The organism is Aeromonas sp. 55A (assembly GCF_051919665.1).
GTDB lineage: Bacteria > Pseudomonadota > Gammaproteobacteria > Enterobacterales > Aeromonadaceae > Aeromonas > Aeromonas veronii.
Genome location: NZ_JBQBEH010000008.1, coordinates 1,264,532 through 1,283,548, shown reverse-complemented (window position 1 = coordinate 1,283,548; position 19,017 = coordinate 1,264,532). Strand labels below are relative to the sequence as shown.

18 protein-coding genes are annotated in these 19,017 nt (G+C 60.3%); 8 read left to right on the top strand and 10 right to left on the bottom strand.

The features are described from left to right. Positions 1–112: 112 nt before the first annotated feature. From rarD to ACTG2G_RS09985, 4 genes are all read right to left on the bottom strand, one after another. Entirely contained in the window at positions 113–1,036 is a 924-nt protein-coding gene (gene rarD, locus ACTG2G_RS10000; RefSeq protein ID WP_216952315.1) for an EamA family transporter RarD, read from the bottom strand. Positions 1,037–1,155: 119 nt separating this feature from the next. After that, complete coding sequence (locus ACTG2G_RS09995; protein WP_265324673.1) at positions 1,156–1,284, bottom strand: hypothetical protein; 129 nt, start codon at positions 1,282–1,284, stop codon at positions 1,156–1,158. Positions 1,285–1,451: 167 nt separating this feature from the next. Next, positions 1,452–2,948 (bottom strand): aldehyde dehydrogenase, encoded by a 1,497-nt coding sequence (locus ACTG2G_RS09990; RefSeq protein ID WP_421386781.1) that lies wholly within the window; start codon positions 2,946–2,948, stop codon positions 1,452–1,454. 125 nt (positions 2,949–3,073) lie between these two features. Beyond that, entirely contained in the window at positions 3,074–3,616 is a 543-nt protein-coding gene (locus ACTG2G_RS09985; RefSeq protein ID WP_042012327.1) for a cupin domain-containing protein, read from the bottom strand. 186 nt (positions 3,617–3,802) lie between these two features. On the opposite strand from ACTG2G_RS09985, the gene ACTG2G_RS09980 reads away from it, so the two are divergent. The 6 genes from ACTG2G_RS09980 to ACTG2G_RS09955 all read left to right on the top strand — a co-directional run bounded on the left by ACTG2G_RS09980 (position 3,803) and on the right by ACTG2G_RS09955 (position 10,422). Continuing rightward, complete coding sequence (locus tag ACTG2G_RS09980) at positions 3,803–5,134, top strand: aspartate aminotransferase family protein (protein ID WP_421172642.1); 1,332 nt, start codon at positions 3,803–3,805, stop codon at positions 5,132–5,134. An 81-nt stretch (positions 5,135–5,215) separates the two neighbouring features. Then, positions 5,216–6,712 carry a CoA-acylating methylmalonate-semialdehyde dehydrogenase gene (locus ACTG2G_RS09975; RefSeq protein ID WP_421386783.1) on the top strand — a complete coding sequence of 499 codons (1,497 nt, stop codon included), beginning with the start codon at positions 5,216–5,218 and terminating at the stop codon, positions 6,710–6,712. 83 nt (positions 6,713–6,795) lie between these two features. Then, positions 6,796–7,524 (top strand): glutamine amidotransferase-related protein, encoded by a 729-nt coding sequence (locus ACTG2G_RS09970; protein WP_005341988.1) that lies wholly within the window; start codon positions 6,796–6,798, stop codon positions 7,522–7,524. 183 nt (positions 7,525–7,707) lie between these two features. Further along, positions 7,708–8,679 (top strand): LysR substrate-binding domain-containing protein, encoded by a 972-nt coding sequence (locus ACTG2G_RS09965; RefSeq protein WP_005356189.1) that lies wholly within the window; start codon positions 7,708–7,710, stop codon positions 8,677–8,679. A gap of 106 nt (positions 8,680–8,785) precedes the next feature. Further along, the gene (locus tag ACTG2G_RS09960; RefSeq protein ID WP_421386785.1) at positions 8,786–9,625 is read left to right on the top strand and encodes a PfkB family carbohydrate kinase; all 840 of its coding nucleotides are present in this window, start codon (positions 8,786–8,788) and stop codon (positions 9,623–9,625) included. A gap of 344 nt (positions 9,626–9,969) precedes the next feature. Then, the gene (locus ACTG2G_RS09955) at positions 9,970–10,422 is read left to right on the top strand and encodes an Rrf2 family transcriptional regulator (protein ID WP_005339654.1); all 453 of its coding nucleotides are present in this window, start codon (positions 9,970–9,972) and stop codon (positions 10,420–10,422) included. A 72-nt stretch (positions 10,423–10,494) separates the two neighbouring features. Here the strand turns inward: ACTG2G_RS09955 and ACTG2G_RS09950 are convergent, their stop codons facing one another. Then, positions 10,495–11,016 (bottom strand): ferredoxin-type protein NapF, encoded by a 522-nt coding sequence (locus tag ACTG2G_RS09950; RefSeq protein WP_005339657.1) that lies wholly within the window; start codon positions 11,014–11,016, stop codon positions 10,495–10,497. Between the two features lie 140 nt (positions 11,017–11,156). Here ACTG2G_RS09950 and ACTG2G_RS09945 point away from each other — a divergent pair, with 140 nt between their 5' ends. Together ACTG2G_RS09945 and rmuC are read left to right on the top strand one after the other, a co-directional pair. Continuing rightward, positions 11,157–11,372 carry a hypothetical protein gene (locus ACTG2G_RS09945; RefSeq protein ID WP_075116079.1) on the top strand — a complete coding sequence of 72 codons (216 nt, stop codon included), beginning with the start codon at positions 11,157–11,159 and terminating at the stop codon, positions 11,370–11,372. Then, complete coding sequence (gene rmuC, locus ACTG2G_RS09940; RefSeq protein WP_421386787.1) at positions 11,369–12,709, top strand: DNA recombination protein RmuC; 1,341 nt, start codon at positions 11,369–11,371, stop codon at positions 12,707–12,709. Before ACTG2G_RS09945 ends, rmuC begins: the two co-directional genes overlap by 4 nt. A gap of 150 nt (positions 12,710–12,859) precedes the next feature. Here the strand turns inward: rmuC and add are convergent, their stop codons facing one another. From add to glnA, 5 genes are all read right to left on the bottom strand, one after another. Next, entirely contained in the window at positions 12,860–13,861 is a 1,002-nt protein-coding gene (add, locus tag ACTG2G_RS09935) for an adenosine deaminase (RefSeq protein WP_368166708.1), read from the bottom strand. Positions 13,862–14,002: 141 nt separating this feature from the next. After that, complete coding sequence (gene glnG, locus ACTG2G_RS09930) at positions 14,003–15,421, bottom strand: nitrogen regulation protein NR(I) (RefSeq protein WP_005339666.1); 1,419 nt, start codon at positions 15,419–15,421, stop codon at positions 14,003–14,005. 9 nt (positions 15,422–15,430) lie between these two features. Further along, positions 15,431–16,486 carry a nitrogen regulation protein NR(II) gene (glnL, locus tag ACTG2G_RS09925; protein WP_005356202.1) on the bottom strand — a complete coding sequence of 352 codons (1,056 nt, stop codon included), beginning with the start codon at positions 16,484–16,486 and terminating at the stop codon, positions 15,431–15,433. Positions 16,487–16,572: 86 nt separating this feature from the next. Beyond that, the gene (locus ACTG2G_RS09920; RefSeq protein WP_021231489.1) at positions 16,573–17,151 is read right to left on the bottom strand and encodes a DUF4124 domain-containing protein; all 579 of its coding nucleotides are present in this window, start codon (positions 17,149–17,151) and stop codon (positions 16,573–16,575) included. Positions 17,152–17,266: 115 nt separating this feature from the next. Continuing rightward, a complete protein-coding gene (gene glnA / locus ACTG2G_RS09915; protein WP_005339672.1) occupies positions 17,267–18,676 on the bottom strand; it encodes a glutamate--ammonia ligase in 1,410 nt (469 codons plus the stop codon). Between the last annotated feature and the right edge of the window lie 341 nt (positions 18,677–19,017).

The following is a 19,017-nucleotide window of genomic DNA, read 5'->3' as shown; positions in this document are numbered from 1 at the left end:
GCTGGATGGAGAATAGGGAGTGCGGATCCTATTCCCACATTGAGTCCAAGGCTACCGGTTTAACAGGTCAGGGGGCGAGAAAATGGCATATCGCTTCTGATGACTTTGTTAGCTACTGATTTGATTTTGAAGGCTTTATATTGCTCGTTGCAGCAGGACGCTTGCCGTTGCGCAGCCCATCCAGCGTGAAGATCAGCAGCGCGCTCCAGATACAGGCGAAAGTAAGAGCCTTGTCCATTGCCAGCTCCTCGCCGTAGAGAGTGACAGCGAGGATGAACATCAGGCTGGGGCCTATGTACTGGAAGAAGCCCAGGGTGGAGAGCTTGAGCCGTGTCGCGGCGGCGGTGAAGCAGAGCAGAGGGGCTGTGGTGACGGCGCCAGCAGCGATCAGCAGCAGGTTGAGGTGCCAGTCGTTCTGGGTGAGATGGCTGGTGGGGCTGTCGGCAATGCCCCACAGATAGATTGCTGCCGGTGGCAGCATGATCATGGTTTCGATCAGCAGACCGGTAAGTGCATCGAGGGCCAGTTTTTTGCGCACCAGGCCATAGATGGCGAAGCTCGATGCCAACACCAGTGCAATCCAGGGCAGGGAGCCAAAGGCGATAAGCTGGATCGTCACCCCGGCAAAGGCCAGCGCCACCGCCCACCACTGCAGGCGGCGCAGTTTCTCGCTCAGAAACACCATCCCCAGCAGCACGTTGAACAGCGGGTTGATGTAGTAGCCGAGGCTGGCATCCAGCATGTGGCCGTTGTTGATGGCCCAGATAAACAGCAGCCAGTTGCCGCCAACGGTGACCGAGGTAAAAGCTAGGGTGAGCAGCACTTTTGGCTGACGCAGCACTGCCTGCACCTTGTGCCACTGGCGGCCAGCCAGGGTGAGCACCATCAGCAGCACGCAGGACCAGATCATCCTGTGGGTCAGAATTTCAGCGGCCGGGACGGCAGAGATGGTCTTGAAATAGATGGGGGCTATGCCCCAAAGGGTATAGGCGCACAGGGCGTAGATGACGCCCTGGCGCTGGATCTGTTGCGGCATGCGGATGACCTTTACTGATGCGTTGGATGCGGGAAAACATCGCAAAAAAATCAGTGTAGCGATCCTTTATCGAGGAAAGAAGCGAATAAACGAAGTTTGAGAATACGGTTGGAAGCTGGTCAGCCTTTGCCGCGACGGATCTTGTCGACGTCCATCAACAGCCACAACATCAGGGCGATGGCGGAGATCCAGGGGCCCCAGGTCACGTAGGCCTCGCCGTGCCCCAGCACGAAAAACAGCAGGGGCAACCCGATCACCAGAAAAAGTACGCTTCCCAGAAAAAATAGCATTTTTGTCTTTATATTTAATGGTTTGCTTATTTGATGATTATATCGATTGTGCCGCCTGATGGAAGACCAAAATGCAAAAGGGGGGATTTCTCCCCCATTGCTGATGATGATGGCTATTTATACCTTTATTCGAGCTGGATCCAGGTACTTTTCAGCTCGGTGTACTTCTCCAGCGCGTGCAGCGACTTGTCACGACCGTTACCAGACTGCTTGAAGCCACCAAACGGCATGGTCATGTCGCCGCCATCCCAGTTGTTGACGAATACGGTGCCAGCACGCAGGGCGCGGGAACCCTTCACCGCCTTGTTGAGATCCGCGGTCCAGATCGCTGCTGCCAGCCCGTAGTCGGTGTCGTTGCCCAGTGCAATGGCCTCTTCCAGCGTGTCGAAACCGGTCACTGCCAGCACAGGGCCGAAAATCTCCTCGCGGAAGATCCGCATCTCGGGTGTCACCTCGTCGAAGATGGTGGGCTCGATATAGAAGCCGCCGCTCTCAAGATTGGTGCGTTTGCCTCCCAGCAGTAGCTTGGCTCCCTCCTGCTTGCCAATCTCGACATAGCGCAGCACCTGCTCCATCTGGATGTGATCCACCATGGCGCCGATGCGGGTCGCAGGGTCGAGCGGGTTGGCTGAGATCCACTCGCGGGCATGGGCCAGCAGTCGCTCCATAAATTGCGGCTTGATGCTGTTTTGCACCAGCAGGCGAGAGGCGGCGGTACACACCTCGCCCTGGTTGTAGAAGATGGCGCCAGCGGCGCTCTTGGCCGCGGTATCCAGGTCCAGCGCATCCGCCAGTATGATGTTGGGGCTCTTGCCGCCGCACTCCATAAAGGCGCGCTTGAGGTTGGACTTGCCGGAGCACTCCACCAGATGTTTACCGATCTTGGTGGAGCCGGTGAAGGTGATGCAGTCCACATCCATATGCATGGCCAGCGCCTCGCCCACGATGTGGCCAAAGCCCGGCAGCACGTTGAACACACCGTCCGGAATGCCCGCTTCCTTGGCCAGGCCGGCGATACGCAGGGCGGTCAGGGGGGATTTCTCGGAAGGCTTGAGAATGACCGAGTTGCCGGTAGCGAGCGCTGGGCCCAGCTTCCAGCAGGCCATCACCAGCGGGAAGTTCCACGGTACTATGGCGGCAACGACCCCGAGCGGTTCCCGGGTCACCAGCGCCAGGGCGGATTCCTCGACCGGCGCGACTTGATCGTAGATCTTGTCGATCGCTTCGGCGTTCCAGGCGATGCAGTTGGCGGCGGCAGGGGCATCGTAGCCCATGGCATCGCCGATGGGTTTGCCCATGTCCAGCGACTCCAGCAGTGCCAGCTCCACCTTGTTGAGACGCATCAGTTCGGCGAAGCGCTGCATGATCAGCTTGCGCTGTTTCGGCGGCAGGCCGCTCCAGCGCTTGTCGTTGAAGGCATCACGCGCGGCCTGTACCGCCAGCTCGGCATCGGCGGCATCGCAGGCTGCTACCTTGGTCAGCAGCTTGCCGTTGGCCGGGTTGATACAGTCGAAGGTGGCACCATTGACGGCATCCCGATAGCTACCGTTGATAAAGGCTTGTGAGGGCAGGGTCAGATGGGCGGCCTTGTGTTGCCACTGGGCCAGGGTCAGGTCACTCATGTTCACTCCTTGAACCGGCAAAAGTCATTGTCCGCGTATCAATATGCTAAACATCCTGCCACTTGTAAATCCATTTTGTAACAATTCATTAAACATTGGCGGCTGGCTGGCCCCTTATCACCCTGTTAGAAACTGGCGGGGGTATTGGCCGAAATCAATACGCACTCCTGCTCGCCCACATTGCGAAAACGGTGAGGAGTGCGGCTGTCGAAGTAGTAGCCGTCCCCCGGTGTCAGCAGGTAGATCTGCTCACCCACGGTCACTTCAACCTCGCCCTTGATGACGATGCCGCACTCTTCACCCTCGTGGCTCAGCATGTCGTCGCCAGTGTCGGCGCCCGGTGGCAGCACCTCCTGCAACATGCCGATGGCACGGTTGGCACGGCTGTGGCCCACCAGCCGGTAGCTAATGGGGTGAGTGCCGAGATCCGGCATATCGGCGGCGCGAAAGATCACTTCGGAGTCCATTTCGGTCTCGTCAGTAAAGAAGCTGGCCAGTGACATGGGGATCCCTTCCAGCACCTTGCGCAGGGAGGCAACTGACGGGCTCACCTGATTCTTTTCGATCTGGGAGATGAATCCGTTGGTCACGCCCGAGCGTTTGGCCAGCTCGCGCTGGGAGAGGGCCGCCTTGGTGCGAACCGCCTTGAGACGGTGACCGATATCCATCGATAGACACTCCTTGACTGTTTACTATTATTAAATTTGTGTTAAATATCTTATACCACCCTGTAGAGTCATCTAGCTAGGGGTGGCATCAGACAGGGCGATAATGAGCCCTTTTTTATGGATTCAGGTGTTTAATTTAATAGGCAATGGCCAATAGTTGCTAAACACCTTAAGGATGAGGTGACCATGAAACCGATCAGCGACATCAATACTCCCTCCGACATGTCCGCCTTCTGGATGCCGTTCACCGCCAACCAGCAGTTCAAGGCGGCGCCGCGCATCCTGAAGTCGGCGGAGGGGATGTATTATCACTCAGAGGATGGCCGCAAGATACTGGATGGCACTGCCGGACTCTGGTGTTGCAACGCGGGCCATGGTCGGCGCGAGATTGCCGAGGCGGTCTCCCAGCAGATTTCCCACCTCGATTTCGCCCCCACTTTCCAGATGGGCCACCCGTTGCCGTTCGAGCTGGCCAACCGGCTGGTGGAGATCGCTCCCCAGGGCTTTGGCCATGTCTTCTATACCAACTCCGGCTCAGAGTCGGTTGATACCGCGCTCAAAATCGCACTGGCCTGGCAGCGGGCTCGCGGTCAGGGCACCCGCACCCGGCTGATTGGTCGCGAGCGGGGTTATCACGGGGTTGGCTTTGGCGGCATCTCGGTGGGGGGCATTCCTGGCAATCGCAAGTGGTTTGGCTCCCTGCTGACCGGGGTGGATCATTTGCCCCATACCCTCAACATCGCCAAAAATGCCTTCACCAAAGGGTTGCCTGAGGAGGATGTGGCGCTGGCCGACGAGCTGGAGAAGATCGTTTTTCTGCACGATGCCAGCAACATAGCGGCGGTGATCGTCGAACCCATCGCCGGCAGTACCGGCGTGCTGATGCCGCCCAAAGGCTACCTCAAGCGGCTGCGGGAGATCTGCACCAAACACGGCATCCTGCTGATTTTTGACGAGGTGATCACCGGTTTCGGTCGCCTTGGCTCTCCCTTCGCCGCGCAGGAGTTCGATGTCATCCCCGACATGATCACCTGCGCCAAGGGGCTCACCAACGGCGCTATCCCCATGGGAGCTGTGCTGGTGCAAAAGCATATTTATGACGACATGATGGCGGCAGGTAAGGGGGCTATCGAGCTGTTCCACGGCTACACCTATTCCGGTCATCCGGTGGCTGCTGCTGCGGGTCTGGCGACCCTCGAGATCTATCGCAGCGAGAACCTGCTTAGCCGCGCCGCGGATCTGGCGGGCTACTGGGAGGAGGCGGCCCATTCGCTGAAGGGCTGCAAGCATGTGAAGGATGTGCGCAACTACGGGCTGGTGGCCGGTATCGAACTTGAATCCATGCCGGATGCGCCGGGCAAGCGCGCCTATGAGGTGTTTGTCCGCTGCTTCGAGAAGGGGGCGCTGATCAGGGTGACCGGCGACATCATCGCCCTGTCGCCACCCCTCATCATCGAGCGCAGCCAGATCGATGATCTCTTCACCCTGCTGCAGGATGCCCTGCAGGCACAACCCTAACCCATTTGATGGCCCCGCGCTGGCGGGGCCTTGCGTTGTCTTGTTCAGCGCAATCACCACATCAATTATCACGGAGGATACATGACATACAGGGTCAGCAACTTCATCAACGGCCAGCCGCAGGAGAGTCGTAGCGGGCGCCAGGGCGCCATCTTCAACCCAGCCTGCGGCAAGCAGCAGGGGAGCGTCGGGCTTTCCAGCGCCGCCGAGTGTCAGGAGGCGATCGCCATCGCCGAGCGTGCCTTTGCCGACTGGTCGCAAACCCCGCCGCTGGTGCGGGCCCGGGTCTTTTTCCGCTTCAAAGAGTTGATGGAGCAGCACAGGGACGAGCTGGCCCAGCTCATCAGCCGTGAACACGGCAAGGTCTTCTCCGATGCGCAGGGTGAGTTGACCCGCGGGCTGGAGGTGGTGGAGTTTGCCTGCGGCATTCCCCATCTGCTCAAGGGGGAACACTCTCTCAACGTCGGCCGTGGGGTAGACAGCTACTCCATGATGCAGCCGGTCGGGGTTTGCGCCGGTATCACCCCGTTCAACTTCCCGGCCATGGTGCCGCTCTGGATGTTCCCGGTCGCCATCGCCTGCGGCAATACCTTTATTCTCAAGCCCTCCGAGAAGGATCCCTCCCTCTCGCTGCGGATGGCCGAGCTGCTCAAGGAGGCCGGTCTGCCGGATGGCGTGCTAAACGTGGTGAACGGTGACAAGGAGGTGGTAGATGTGCTGCTGACCGACCCGCGAGTAGGTGCCGTGTCATTTGTCGGTTCCACCCCCATCGCCCAGTACATCTATGCCACCGCCTCGGCTCACGGCAAACGGGTACAGGCGTTGGGCGGCGCCAAGAACCACATGGTGGTGATGCCGGATGCGGACCTCGATCAGGCGGTCTCCGCCCTGATGGGGGCTGCTTATGGGGCGGCGGGTGAGCGCTGCATGGCTATTTCGGTGGCCGTGGTGGTGGGGGACGAGACCGCCGATGCGCTGGTGGCCAAGCTGACGCCGCTGGTGGAAAAACTGCGGGTGGGCCCGGGGCTGGGCCAGAGCCCGGAGAACGAAATGGGGCCGCTCATCAGCAAGGAGCATCTGGCCAAGGTGCGCGGCTACGTGGATCAGGGGGTGGCCGAAGGGGCAGTGTTGCGGGTCGATGGCCGCACGCTGAGCCACGACGAGGGTTACTTCATCGGTGGCTGCCTGTTTGACGAGGTGACCCCCGAGATGCGCATCTACCGCGAGGAGATCTTCGGCCCTGTGCTCTCCATCGTACGGATACCGGACTACGAGACGGCACTTCGCCTTATCAACGAACACGAGTACGGCAACGGTACCGCCATCTTTACCTGTGATGGCGACACCGCGCGGGACTTCACGGCGCGGGTGCAGGTCGGTATGGTAGGGGTGAACGTTCCCATTCCGGTGCCGATGGCGTTTCACAGCTTTGGCGGCTGGAAGCGCTCCATCTTCGGGCCGCTCAACATGCACGGGCCGGACGGGGTTCGCTTTTATACCCGGATGAAGACGGTCACGGCGCGCTGGCCCCAGAGCCTGCGCAGTGGTGCCGAGTTCTCCATGCCGACCATGAAGTGACGCGCTGGCGTGTGCTCATGGCCTAACCTCTTGCCCCCGCCGGTCGTTGATTGGCGGGGGCGAACTCTGTAAAGGAACAACAGATGCGATTGGGAATTCTCGATTGTGACCGGCTGGATCCCGATCTGGCGGATCGTTTTGGCCCCGTCTACTCCGAGATGTTTATCAGGGGGTTTCAGCCGCTGGCACCCGAGCTGGAGTTTCGGGTCTGGTCAGCCATCGATGGCGAGTTGCCGGAGGATCTGCACGAGTGCGATGCCTGGCTCATCACAGGTTCGCGCCACGATGCTTACAGCGATATTCCCTGGATTCAGGCACTGCGGGCGTGGATCCGCCAGGCGCACGATGCCGACGTCAAGTTGGCAGGTGTCTGCTTCGGTCATCAGGTGATCGCCCAGGCGCTCGGTGGCGAGGTGGTAAAGTCCACCAAGGGATGGGGGCTGGGAGTGTCGGTGCATCCCATGCTGGCAGATGAGCCCTGGATGGCGCCAGCGCGGGATCAGATCCGCATTCTGGCCAGCCATCAGGATCAGGTGGCACTGCTGCCGCCGGGGGCGACCCGACTGGCGGGCAACGATTTTTGTCCCAACTTCATGTTTTTGCAGGGTGATCACATCGTCGCCATTCAGGGGCATCCGGAGTTCTCGGTGGAGTATAACCGGGCGCTGATCGAGCGGCGCCGCGGCCTGTTGCCCGACGAGCGCTACCAGAGCAGCCTCTCTTCGCTGGAGGGGGAGGTGGATTCGGCGACCATGATGCAGTGGCTGCTGCAGTTTCTGGGGATCCTGCCGCTGCGGGCTGGCGCGGCCTGAGCCCGGTTTGTCAGCGACCCCTTCGGATGCTAGATTTTGTAGCAAAATGAAGGATCAAGCGCGGAGATATCGGGATCGGATGGTACACTGGCCGCCCATGTGGCGGCCTGTTTGTCTGGCTTGATTGCCGTCCCAGCCTGAGCCAAAGCTGTCTGAGCCAAACCAGTGTGAGAGTGTGACGCCTTGAAACTACAGCAATTGAAGTATTTGATCGCGATCCGGGACCACAACCTCAATGTGTCCGTGGCTTCCGATGCGCTCTTCACCAGTCAGCCGGGGGTCAGCAAACAGATTGGCCTGCTGGAGAGCGAGCTGGGGGTGCGGATCTTCGAGCGCCGTGGCAAGCACCTGCACCGCATTACGCCTGTGGGGGAAGAGATCATCAAGTGTGCCGAGGCGATGCTCAATATCGAGAGCAAGATCAAGGCGATCTCCCGCGAGTATCTGGACCCGACCGTGGGCACCCTCAATATTCACACCACCCACACCATCGCCCGCTACCTGCTGCCCAAGTCAGTCACCTACTTCACCAAGAAGTATCCCAAGATCTCGTTCCACCTCCATCCGGTAATGTCGGCGAGCAAGGAGCAGATCAGCAAGGGTTACTCCGATTTCTCCATCGTTGCCCACGAGATTGGCTTCGACAAGGAGCTGATCGCGCTGCCCGCCTACCTCTGGACTCTCTCGCTGGTGGTGCCGCAGGATCACCCGCTGGCCAAGGTGAAGAAGCCGACCCTGGAGCAGCTCTGTCACTACCCCATCCTCAGCTACGAGAGTGGCGCCACTGGTCGTCAGGTGCAGGACGAGGTATTCCATGCCGCCGGTCTCACCCCGAGTTACTACATGACGGTGATGGACGCCGGGGTGATCAAGCGCTACGTGGAGCTGGGCTTTGGCATCGGCATCATCTCCTCGCTGGTGGCCAACGACACCGACAGCCCCGGGCTGGTCTCCATCAATCTGGAGCACTTGTTCAAGCCCTGCCCGGCGCAGATCTGTTTCAGCAAGAGCATCCTGCTGCAGAACTATATGTATGACTTCATCAGCTCCTTCTCACCCCACCTCACCAAGGAGGTGATCCAGAGCGTGATGCAGCAGCCGAGTCAGGCGCGCATCGACGAGCTGCTGGCCGGGGTGGAGCTGCCCATCTATTGATCCCGATCGGATTCCCGATCGCTGCCGGTTGTCTCTTCTGTCAGGCTGGGCTCTACTCGGGGTTCAGCCTGTCTCTTTTGGGCTATCTCCATCGTCCGAGGTCTCTATGTCCCGCATTCTGCTGCTTGCCAATCTCAACTGTGATCATGTGCTCTCCCTCTCCGAACCGCTGGTGGCGGGGGCTCGGCTGCAATATGTGGATCAGGGACGCAGGCTGGGAGGTGGCGCCGCCAACACCGGCATCGGGCTGGTGTGGGCGGGCCATGAGGTGACCATCGCCTCCCGCATCGGGCTGGACGAGACCGGCGACTGGCTGCTGGAGCAGGCGGCCGGTTACGGGCTGGATTGCAGCCATGTGGAGCGCTTTGGCGGCGAGACCGGCGAGCTGCTGATCCTGGTGGACTCCACCGGCGAGCGCACCATACTGCGCCGCCCGCGGCGTCCCGACCTGCCCGGCGATCTGCCGCTGGAGGGGATCGACTGCCTCTATGTGAACTATCCCGGCACCGCCATCATCAGCTACATGCGCCAGATGCTCGGCAAGAGCTTCGTGGTGGCCCAGTATCCCAAGGGCGGCCAAGCGCGCCGTCCCAGCCATGTGCTGGTGGCCTCCCGCTCCGATCTCGGCGAGGTGAGCGACCCCTGGCAGCATGCCCGCCAGCTGGCGGGGGAGCAGCTCGAATGGCTGGTGCTGACCGAAGGAAAGGCGGGCGCAGTGGCCATCCACGGCGATGAGCAGATCCGGGTTGCCGCCCGGCCAGTATCTGTGGTCGATACCACGGGGGCGGGAGATGCCTTCGCCGGCGGATTGATCCATGGTCTGGCGAGGGGCATGGCGATCAAGGATGCGCTACAGTGCGCGGTGGACTGGGGCGCATTTGCCGTCGCCTCAGAGAGCTCCATCCCCTCGGTTGCCCTGAAAAACTGGCTGAAACAATCCCACTGAACCATCTCTTTGACGGTCGATTGAGGGGCGGTTTGCGGGCCATATGACTGCAGGTCGAAGGGGCTTGGTAAGGGGAACTATTCGGGAGATTTACCCGCTATAAAGCGGGTAAACGCTGGGCTAACCCGGCAAGTTTGCGATCAATCAAAGAAAGTGTCGATTTATGTGCATCTTCATCGACACCCGGTTGTGCTGCTCTTAACCTGTCACTCCGCAACTCAGATTAAGAGACAGGCCTCCTCTGGCGAACCAATGGGCAAACAGAGGCAAACCGGTTGTCTCCTGCCTCTTAGCTCAATGTTGTCGTCCTGATTCCTGGCTTGTAGTAAGAGGCAAGTGCGACCATGCAACTGACACGATTTACCGACTACGCCCTGCGTACCCTGACCTTCCTGGCGGTTCAGCCGGGGGATCGTCTGTCGACCATTACCGAAGTGGCCGATACCTTCGGCATCTCTCGCAACCACGTGGTCAAAATTGTGCACCAGCTTGGCATCAAGGGGTACATCGAGACGGTACGCGGCAAGCACGGTGGTATTCGCCTCGGTCGCTCGGCGGTCTCCATCAATTTACGGGATGTGGTGATGGACATGGAGCATGTGCTCTGTCCGGTCGATTGCAAGCGCGAAAACTGCCGTCTCTCCGGTGGCTGCCGCATTCAGGGCATTCTGCGCCGCGCCATGAACGCCTTCCTCGAAGTGCTGGGTGAGTACACTCTGGCCGATGCGGTGCGCGATCCCAATCGTCTCTGCCACCTGCTGGGTATCGAGCAAGAGACTATTGTGACCATGGCCTGACGGGGCGTGGAATATCGAACAAGATGTGAAAGGGGCCTGATGGCCCCTTTTGCTTTTGTACGCAGGTGGTTTTTAACGACTGCCCGGCTGGCGGATCAGGGTGATGGCGCCGTGCAGACAGGCGAGGCCACAGGCACCGCAGCCATTGCAGGCATCCATATTGACGTTGATGCCGTCGGCCGTGGCCTTGATCGCCTGTTGCGGGCAGGCATCTTCACAGAGCAGGCAGTAGAAGCCCTGCCGTGCCTGACAACTCTCTTCAATCTGCACCCGGGTCTGCACCTGACGGCCCAATTGAAGGTCGAGGGCGCCGGTGGGACAGGCTCTGGCGCAGCTGCCGCAGTAGCTGCACTGGCCGCAGGCGAGATCGAGCACTGGCGTACCGGCGATGGGACTCCCCTCGTACTCCTCCTGGGTGGCCGGTTTGAGCAGACCGCGCGGGCAGGCCTTGAAACATTCGCCACAGCGGGTGCAGAGGGAGAGGTACTGGGACTCCTCGATGGCCCACGGCGGGCGCGCTTCATGGCAAACCACGGCAGGCTTGCGGGAAGCTTGCCAACCTTGTGTCAGCCAACGGAGGAAATAGTGAGTCATGCTCGCCCCTGATACCTATTAGGGGTTAATTTTATCGAAGTTTCGGGAAGCAGGCCAGAGAATAGCGGTCGTCAGGATCGCAAGCGCAGTTGCCCTTGTGTAAGCTAGGCGGGTCTTTTTACGTGGTTGAATGAAAACATATGTGGCTATTTCTCTGGCGTGCGTCCCTGCTCTATGTCTTTCCTCTGCTGATGTGGGCCTACTGCCGCATCAAGGGTATCGAGTTCGCCGAGCTCGATACCGGCGTCAACACCCACAAGTGGGTGGTGCTGGCCGCCTACCTCATCTACGTGGTGCTCTGGATCCTGGTTAACCGTTATCTTGAGCTCTTCCTGCGTCAGCGGAGCCGCAAATGATCGACCCCGGACTCTGGGGGATCTTGCTGCCTGCCGCCGTGCTGGCCCTCGGACTGGGCTGGCTGATCGGGCGGCGGGCCGCCACGGCGCAGGCTCAGGAGCTGATGCTGGTGCAGGAGCGTTATCAGGCGCTGCAGGATCGCTTCGACGAGTTGCAGGATGAGCGGATGCAGGGCCAGCAGAAGCTTGATCAGCAACAGACCCTGCTGATCAAGCTCACCGCCCGCCTCAAGGATGCGGAAGCGACCCTGCGCAGCGAGCGGCTGGCTGCCGCCGAGAAGCTGCAACTGCAACAGGAGACGGAGCAGCGCCTAAGCCAGCAGTTCGAGAATCTCGCCAACCGGATCTTCGAGCAAAACTCCGGCAACTTCCGCGAATTGAACCAGAATAGCCTCGATCTACTGCTCACACCGCTCAAAGAGCAGCTCGAGGGCTTTCGCCGTCAGGTAGGTGAGACCCACGCTCAGGAGACGGCCCAGCGCCATAGCCTCAAGTTCGAGCTGGAGCGTCTCGCCGAGCTCAACGCCCGCATGACCGAAGAGGCGGCGGCGCTGACCCGCGCCCTCAAGGGCGACAGCAAGCAACAGGGCAATTGGGGGGAAGTGGTGTTGGCGCGGATCCTCAGCGAATGCGGCCTGCGCGAGGGCCACGAGTACCACACCCAGGTCAATATCGAGGTGGAGAAGGGCAAGCGCTACCAGCCCGACGTGATTGTCCACCTGCCGCAGGAGAAGGACATCATCATCGACGCCAAGGTGTCGCTGACCGCCTACGAGCGCTGGTACAACGCCGATGACGAGCTGGAGAAGGCGGTGGCGCTGAAAGAGCACGTCGCCTCGGTGCGCAACCATATCCGCGAGCTGGGCCGCAAGGATTACCAGCAGCTGCCCGGAGTGCGCACCCTCGACTATGTGCTGATGTTCGTGGCGGTGGAGCCCGCCTTCCTCACCGCGATGGAGGCCGATCCCTCGCTGGTGCGTTACGGTCTCGACAACAACATCCTGTTGGTGAGCCCCACCAACCTGATGGTAGCGCTGCGTACCATCGAGAACCTGTGGCGTTACGAGCGGCAAAACCAGAATGCCCGCCAGATTGCCGAGCGGGCCGGTCGCCTCTACGAAAAGCTGCGGCTGTTTGTCGAGGAGATGCAGCAGATGGGCGGCAGCCTGCACAAGGCGCAGGAGAGCTACGACAAGGCAATGGGACGGCTGGTTAACGGCCGTGGCAACCTGATTGCGCAGGTCGAGCGTTTCCGCGAGCTGGGGGTGGAGGTGACCAAGAGCCTGCCCGAGCCGCTGGTGGAGCGGGCACTGGAGCGTGACAAGGAGCAGGAGTAGTTTTTACCTGCACCGTCATCAGCCAAGGTCCAAACCCGGTTTGGGCCTTTTGCTATCTGCCTGCTTGCCCAGTGCTTACCTATCATCTGAAATCCGCAAAGCAAACGGCCCACCGAAGTGGGCCGTTTTTATTTGCAGTGCAGGTGTGGATCAGCGGCTGGCTGCGCGGGTGCTCAGTTCGGCTTTCTCGCTATCGCTCAGGAAGGCCAGGGTCAGGCCGTTCTGCTGGGCAGTGCGGATTTCGCTGGCGGTCATACCCGCGGCCGGGGCAGCCACCTCATATTCGTGCGGCAGGTCGATCCCTTCCACCGCCGGGTCATCGGTGTTGAGGCAGGCCAGCACGCCGGCGGCCAGGAACTGGCGGATCGGGTGCTCGGTCAGGCTCGCTACCGTGGTGGTCTGGACGTTGGAGGTGAGGCAGGATTCGATGCCGATGCGGTGTTCGGCCAAATAGGCCATCAGGGCTTGATCCTGAATCGCTTTGACGCCGTGGCCGATACGCTCGGCGCCCAGCTCGCGAATGGCCTGCCACATGCTCTCGGGGCCAGCGGCTTCACCGGCGTGTACGGTGACGCGCATGCCTGCATCGCGCACCTTGCGGAAGTGGTCGACAAAGAGTTCGCCCGGGAAGCCCAGCTCGTCACCGGCCAGATCGATGGCGACCAGCTTGTCGCGGTGAGCCAAGCAGGCGGCCAGCTCCTGATTGCACTGCTCGGTGCCGAAGGTGCGGCTCATGATGCCGATCAGGTTGGTCTTGATACCGAAGTCGCGGCTGCCTGCGGCCACGCCGTCGATGATGGCTTCAACCACGCCTTGCGGGTGCAGCTTATGGGCCATCGCCATATAGGCCGGACTGAAACGCAGTTCGGCATAGTCGATACAGGCGTGCAGCAGATCTTCCACGTTCTCGTAGGCGACCCGGCGGCAGGCATCATAGTCAGCCAGCACGGCAACACCCCAGTCCAGCTTCTTCAGGAAGGCAACCAGACTCGGCTCGTTTTCGACGATCTGTACGTGGGGGCGCAGCGCTTCCAGTTCGAAGGCGGGCAGCTGGATATTGTGTTGGCGACCCAGCTCGAGGATGGTTTGCGGGCGGATGTTGCCGTCCAGATGGCGGTGCAGGTCGGTCAGGGGGAGAGATCTGTCAATCATGGGGGCGCCCTCGTCGAGTCAGGTTTGAAAGCCTGCCATTCTAGGCGGGGCTTTCAAAAAAGATACCCCGTTTATGGTTAAACGGGGTTCTGGCGGGCGGTGATTTGTCAGGGCGTGATGGGAATCGTTTTTCCCCGGGACTCAGGAGAGATCGAGTTCCTTCAGCTTGCGGGTCAGGGTGTTGCGGCCCCAACCGAGCAGGCGGGCTGCCTCCTGCTTGTGGCCGTGGGTGTGTTCCAGCGCCGTCTCCAGCATGATCCGCTCGAACTGGGGCATGGCATCGGCCAGGATGTCTGTCTCTCCCAGCGCCAGCTTGCTGGCCACCCACTCCTGCAACTGTTGCTGCCAGCAACCGGGCAACGCCGGTTGACCCGGTTCGGCGTTGTGGGTGATGGGGGTGAGCAGCTCGGCAGGCAGATCGCCCACCAGAACCTCCTGCCCCGAGGCCATCACGGTAAGCCAGCGGCAGACGTTCTCAAGCTGGCGCACGTTGCCCGGCCAGGGCAGGCGGCTGATATAGGCCTGGGTATCCGGGTGCAGGCTCTTGGCCTCGACGTTCAGCTCTTTGGCTGCGCGCAGCAGGAAGTGACGAGCCAGCTGGGGGATATCCTCACGACGTTCCTTGAGGGCGGGGATGTGGATTCGGATGACGTTGAGGCGGTGGAACAGATCCTCGCGAAACTCGCCATCGGCGACCCGTTTCTCCAGATTCTGGTGGGTGGCGGCGATGATCCGTACATCCACCTGCACCGGCTGGTGGCCGCCGACTCGATAGAACTGGCCATCGGCCAAGACCCGCAGCAGCCGGGTCTGCACATCCAGCGGCATGTCGCCGATCTCGTCGAGAAACAGGGTGCCGCCGTCGGCCTGCTCGAAGCGGCCATGGCGGATGTTGTTGGCGCCGGTGAAGGCCCCCTTCTCGTGACCGAACAGCTCCGATTCGATGAGATCTTTCGGGATAGCCGCCATGTTGAGGGCGATGAAGTTCTTGTGGGCGCGCGGGCTGTGCTTGTGCAGGGCGTGGGCGACCAGCTCCTTGCCGGTGCCGCTCTGGCCGTTGATCAATACCGAGATGCTGGAGCGTGACAGGCGACCGATGGCGCGAAACACCTCCTGCATCGCCGGTGCCTCACCGATGATTTCGGGAGTGGCGGTGGCTTCTTGCTGGCGAGACTTGCGCTTGGTGCGCTGTTCCTTGAGATGATTCTCGGCGCGGCGCACCAGGGTCACGGCTTCGTCGATGTCGAACGGTTTGGGCAGGTACTCGAAGGCGCCGCGCTGGTAGGCGTTGACCGCGCTGTCGAGATCCGAGTGGGCGGTCATGATGATGATGGGCAGATCGGCCTGACGGCGGTGGATCTGCTCCAGCAGGCTCAAACCATCGATGCCGGGCATCCGGATATCGGAGAGGATCACATCGGGCGAGCGCAGCTCAAGGGCGTGCAGCAGGGCTTCGCCATCGGCAAAGCTCTCGCAGTTGAAGCCTTCGCTGCCGAGAGTGCGCTCCAGCACCCAGCGGATAGAACTGTCGTCATCGACGATCCACACTTTGGCGGTCATGGGGTTCCCTTACTTGCGAAGCGGTAGAAAAATGGTGAATTCGGTGTGACCCGGCCAGCTGATGCAGTCAATTCGCCCCTTGTGCTGATCGATCAGGTTCTGGGCGATGGAGAGGCCGAGCCCGGTTCCCCCCTCCTTGCCGGTGATCATCGGGTAGAACAGGGTGTCGCGAATGGCATCGGGAATACCGGGGCCGTTGTCGATGATCTTGATCTCCGCCGCCAGCCGGTAGCGCTGGCCGTGGATGGTGATCTGGAATGCAGTGCGGGTTTTGATACGAATAAGCCCGGTCTGATCGCCCAGTGCTTCGGCCGCGTTGCGCACTATGTTGAGAAACGCCTGCTGCAGCTGATCCGGCTCCATCTCGAATTCGGGGATGCTGGGGTCGTAATCCCGCTCGATGCGAACAGAGGGGGGGAGTTCGAGCTCCACCAGTCGGCGTACCTGCTCCAGCACCGAATGGACATTGTGCATCTGGTGACGGCCGGGGCGCTGGGGGCCGAGTAGCCGATCGACCAGTACCCGCAGCCGATCGGCCTGTTCGATGATGATGCCGGTATATTCGCGCAGGGCCGGATCCGGCAGCTCTTTTTGCAGCAACTGGGCCGCGCCGCGCAGGCCGCCGAGGGGATTCTTGATTTCGTGGGCAAGCCCGCGCACCAGCTCCTTGGCCGCCAGCTGTTGGGCATGTTGCTGCTGCTCCTGACTGATCTTCTTCTGCTGGTCGATCTTGCGCAGCTCCACCACCAGCAGACGCTGTTCGTGGTCGGCCATCGGGGTTGCGCTCAGCTCCACCAGTCGCGGTTCTCCCTCTACCACCAGAGTCACTTCGCTATCGGTAAAGCCTTGCCCTGACACGAGGCACTGCTTGAGCCGCTGCAAATCGAGGGAGATATGTTCCAGCAGATGGGGCAGTTCGATGCCGATCAGCCGGCGTTCACTGAGGGAGAGCAGCTGTTCAGCCGCCGGGTTGACGAACTGGATGCAGAGCCGCTCATCCATCAGGATCACTGCGGTCAGCAAATTATCCAAGAGTGTTTTGGCGTTGTCCGAGCGGGTTGGCACAGGTTTCTCCCTAAAACGGTGCTACACACCTGTTATGCACCGATATGGTGCATAGAGTTTACCCGCATCGGTGCGCTATATCACCCCTAGTCGGCTTTGGGGGTGGGTTTGGGAGCCGGCGTCACGCTCGCTCTATGCAGGTAAAAGGTGACTGCACTGGATTTAGCAAGGATCGTACCGTCTTTGGCGAGCAGCTCGAGCTGAGCCTCGTGGGCGCCGCGATCGACGTTTTCGACGCGGACAGAGAGGCTGTTGCTGACGATGGGGGCGGCTTTGCCATCCAGGGTCAGGCGCACATCATACTGGGTCGGAGGTTTGGGGCTGATGGTGCCCTGAAAGACGATGTTGCCTGTGTTGTCGCGCAGGGTGCTGCCCTGTTCCGGGGAGAGCAGTTCGATGGTCAGCTTGGCCGCCTCTTTCTCTTTCTTGGCATCGGCGCCAGTCAGGCTGTTGAAGTTATCCACCTGCACCGATCTGGGCGCGCTGCTGCCCAGCAGCGGGGCGACCCGCAGATCGACCTCTTTGGCGTTTTTGCCGGGTGGTGGCGCATCCGAGTAGTGGGTGATGCCATTGCCATCGACCCAGGAGTAGACCTTGGCCGCGTCCGCAGCGAACGAGGTCAGCAACAGGAGGCTGAGCACCCCTATGCCATGCTTGTTGTTCATCCATCTCTCCTTGACGGTATTTTGCTTAATCCTATCAGAGAAAAAACCCGCCAGATGGCGGGTTTTGTCACGATTAAGCAAGCTGACCTGATTTAATCGGCCAGTCTGCTGAGACTTAGACGGAGTAGTACAGTTCGAACTCCAGCGGGTGCGGGGTCATGCGCACACGGTCAACATCCTGCTGTTTCAGTTCCAGATAGGAGTTGATGAAGTCATCGCTGAACACGCCGCCACGGGTCAGGAACTCGCGGTCAGCATCCAGAGCGGCCAGGGCTTCGTCCAGAGAACCGGCAACGGTCGGCACTTCTGCGGCTTCTTCTGGCGGCAGGTCGTACAAGTTCTTGTCCATGGCATCGCCCGGATGGATCTTGTTGATGATACCGTCCAGACCGGCCATCAGCTGGGCTGCGAAGGCCAGGTACGGGTTGGCAGCCGGATCCGGGAAGCGCACTTCGATACGACGGGCTTTCGGGCTCGGTACCACCGGGATACGGATGGAGGCAGAGCGGTTGCGGGCAGAGTAGGCCAGCATGACAGGGGCTTCATAACCCGGAACCAGACGCTTGTAAGAGTTGGTGGTCGGGTTGGCGAAGGCGTTGATGGCCTTGGCGTGCTTGATGATACCGCCGATGTAGTGCAGCGCCATCTCGGACAGACCGCCATACAGATCCCCGGCGAACAGGTTGACGCCGTTCTTGGCCAGAGACTGGTGGCAGTGCATGCCGGAGCCGTTGTCACCGAACATGGGTTTCGGCATGAAGGTGACGGTCTTGTTGTAGGCGTGGGCCACGTTGTGGATCACGTACTTCAGTACCTGTACTTCATCTGCTTTCAGCGTAAGAGTGTTGAAGCGGGTAGCGATTTCGTTCTGACCGGCAGTGGCCACTTCGTGGTGGTGAGCTTCAACGACCTGGCCCATCTCTTCCAGCACCAGACACATGGCGGCACGGATATCCTGGGAGGAGTCGACCGGTGCAACCGGGAAGTAACCGCCTTTCACGAACGGACGGTGACCCTTGTTGCCATGCTCATAGGCAGTGCCGGAGTTCCATGCGGCTTCTTCAGATTCGATTTTCACGAAGCTGTGGCCCATGGTGTTGGAGAAGGTGATGTTGTCGAACATGAAGAATTCCGGCTCCGGCCCGAACAGCACGGTGTCAGCGATGCCGCTGGACTTCAGGAAATCTTCTGCACGCTTGGCGATGGAGCGCGGATCGCGGTCGTAGCCCTGCATGGTGGCAGGCTCCAGTACGTCACAAACGATGTTCAGGGTGGTCTCTTCGGTGAACGGGTCCAGCTTGGCGGAGGCTGCGTCCGGCATCAGTACCATGTCGGATTCGTTGATGCCCTTCCAGCCGCCGATGGAGGAACCATCGAACATCTTGCCGTCTTCGAAGAAATCTTCATCAACCTGGTGAGCAGGGATGGATACATGCTGCTCTTTACCCTTGGTGTCGGTAAAGCGCAGATCAACAAACTTGACTTCGTGTTCCTGGATCAGGGCCAAAACGTTCTGGGCTGACATGCTAAGTAACCTCCGGTGTTAAAACTCTCTGGGTGAATGCGTCGTCGTATTCACATAAGCCAGTATCGTGCCAAGTTTGTGACAGCTTGATTTCAGGGCAATCTCGCTGAAGAGGCTCCCCAAAATCAGGCGATCTCGACTCGCGTTGCATCAATTTAGTGCGATGGTGGATCGTTTTGGTGCACTGTAATGGTGCGCGAAATACGGTCACCGCCCATCTAAGCAGGGTTTGTCAGAGAGGTCTATGATCCAGATCTGTTGTTATGCGCGAATGTACTGCAATTCTGCTAGGCAGATCACAAAGGCAAGAGTACAATTAGCGCCCAATTTTACCCGGTGAT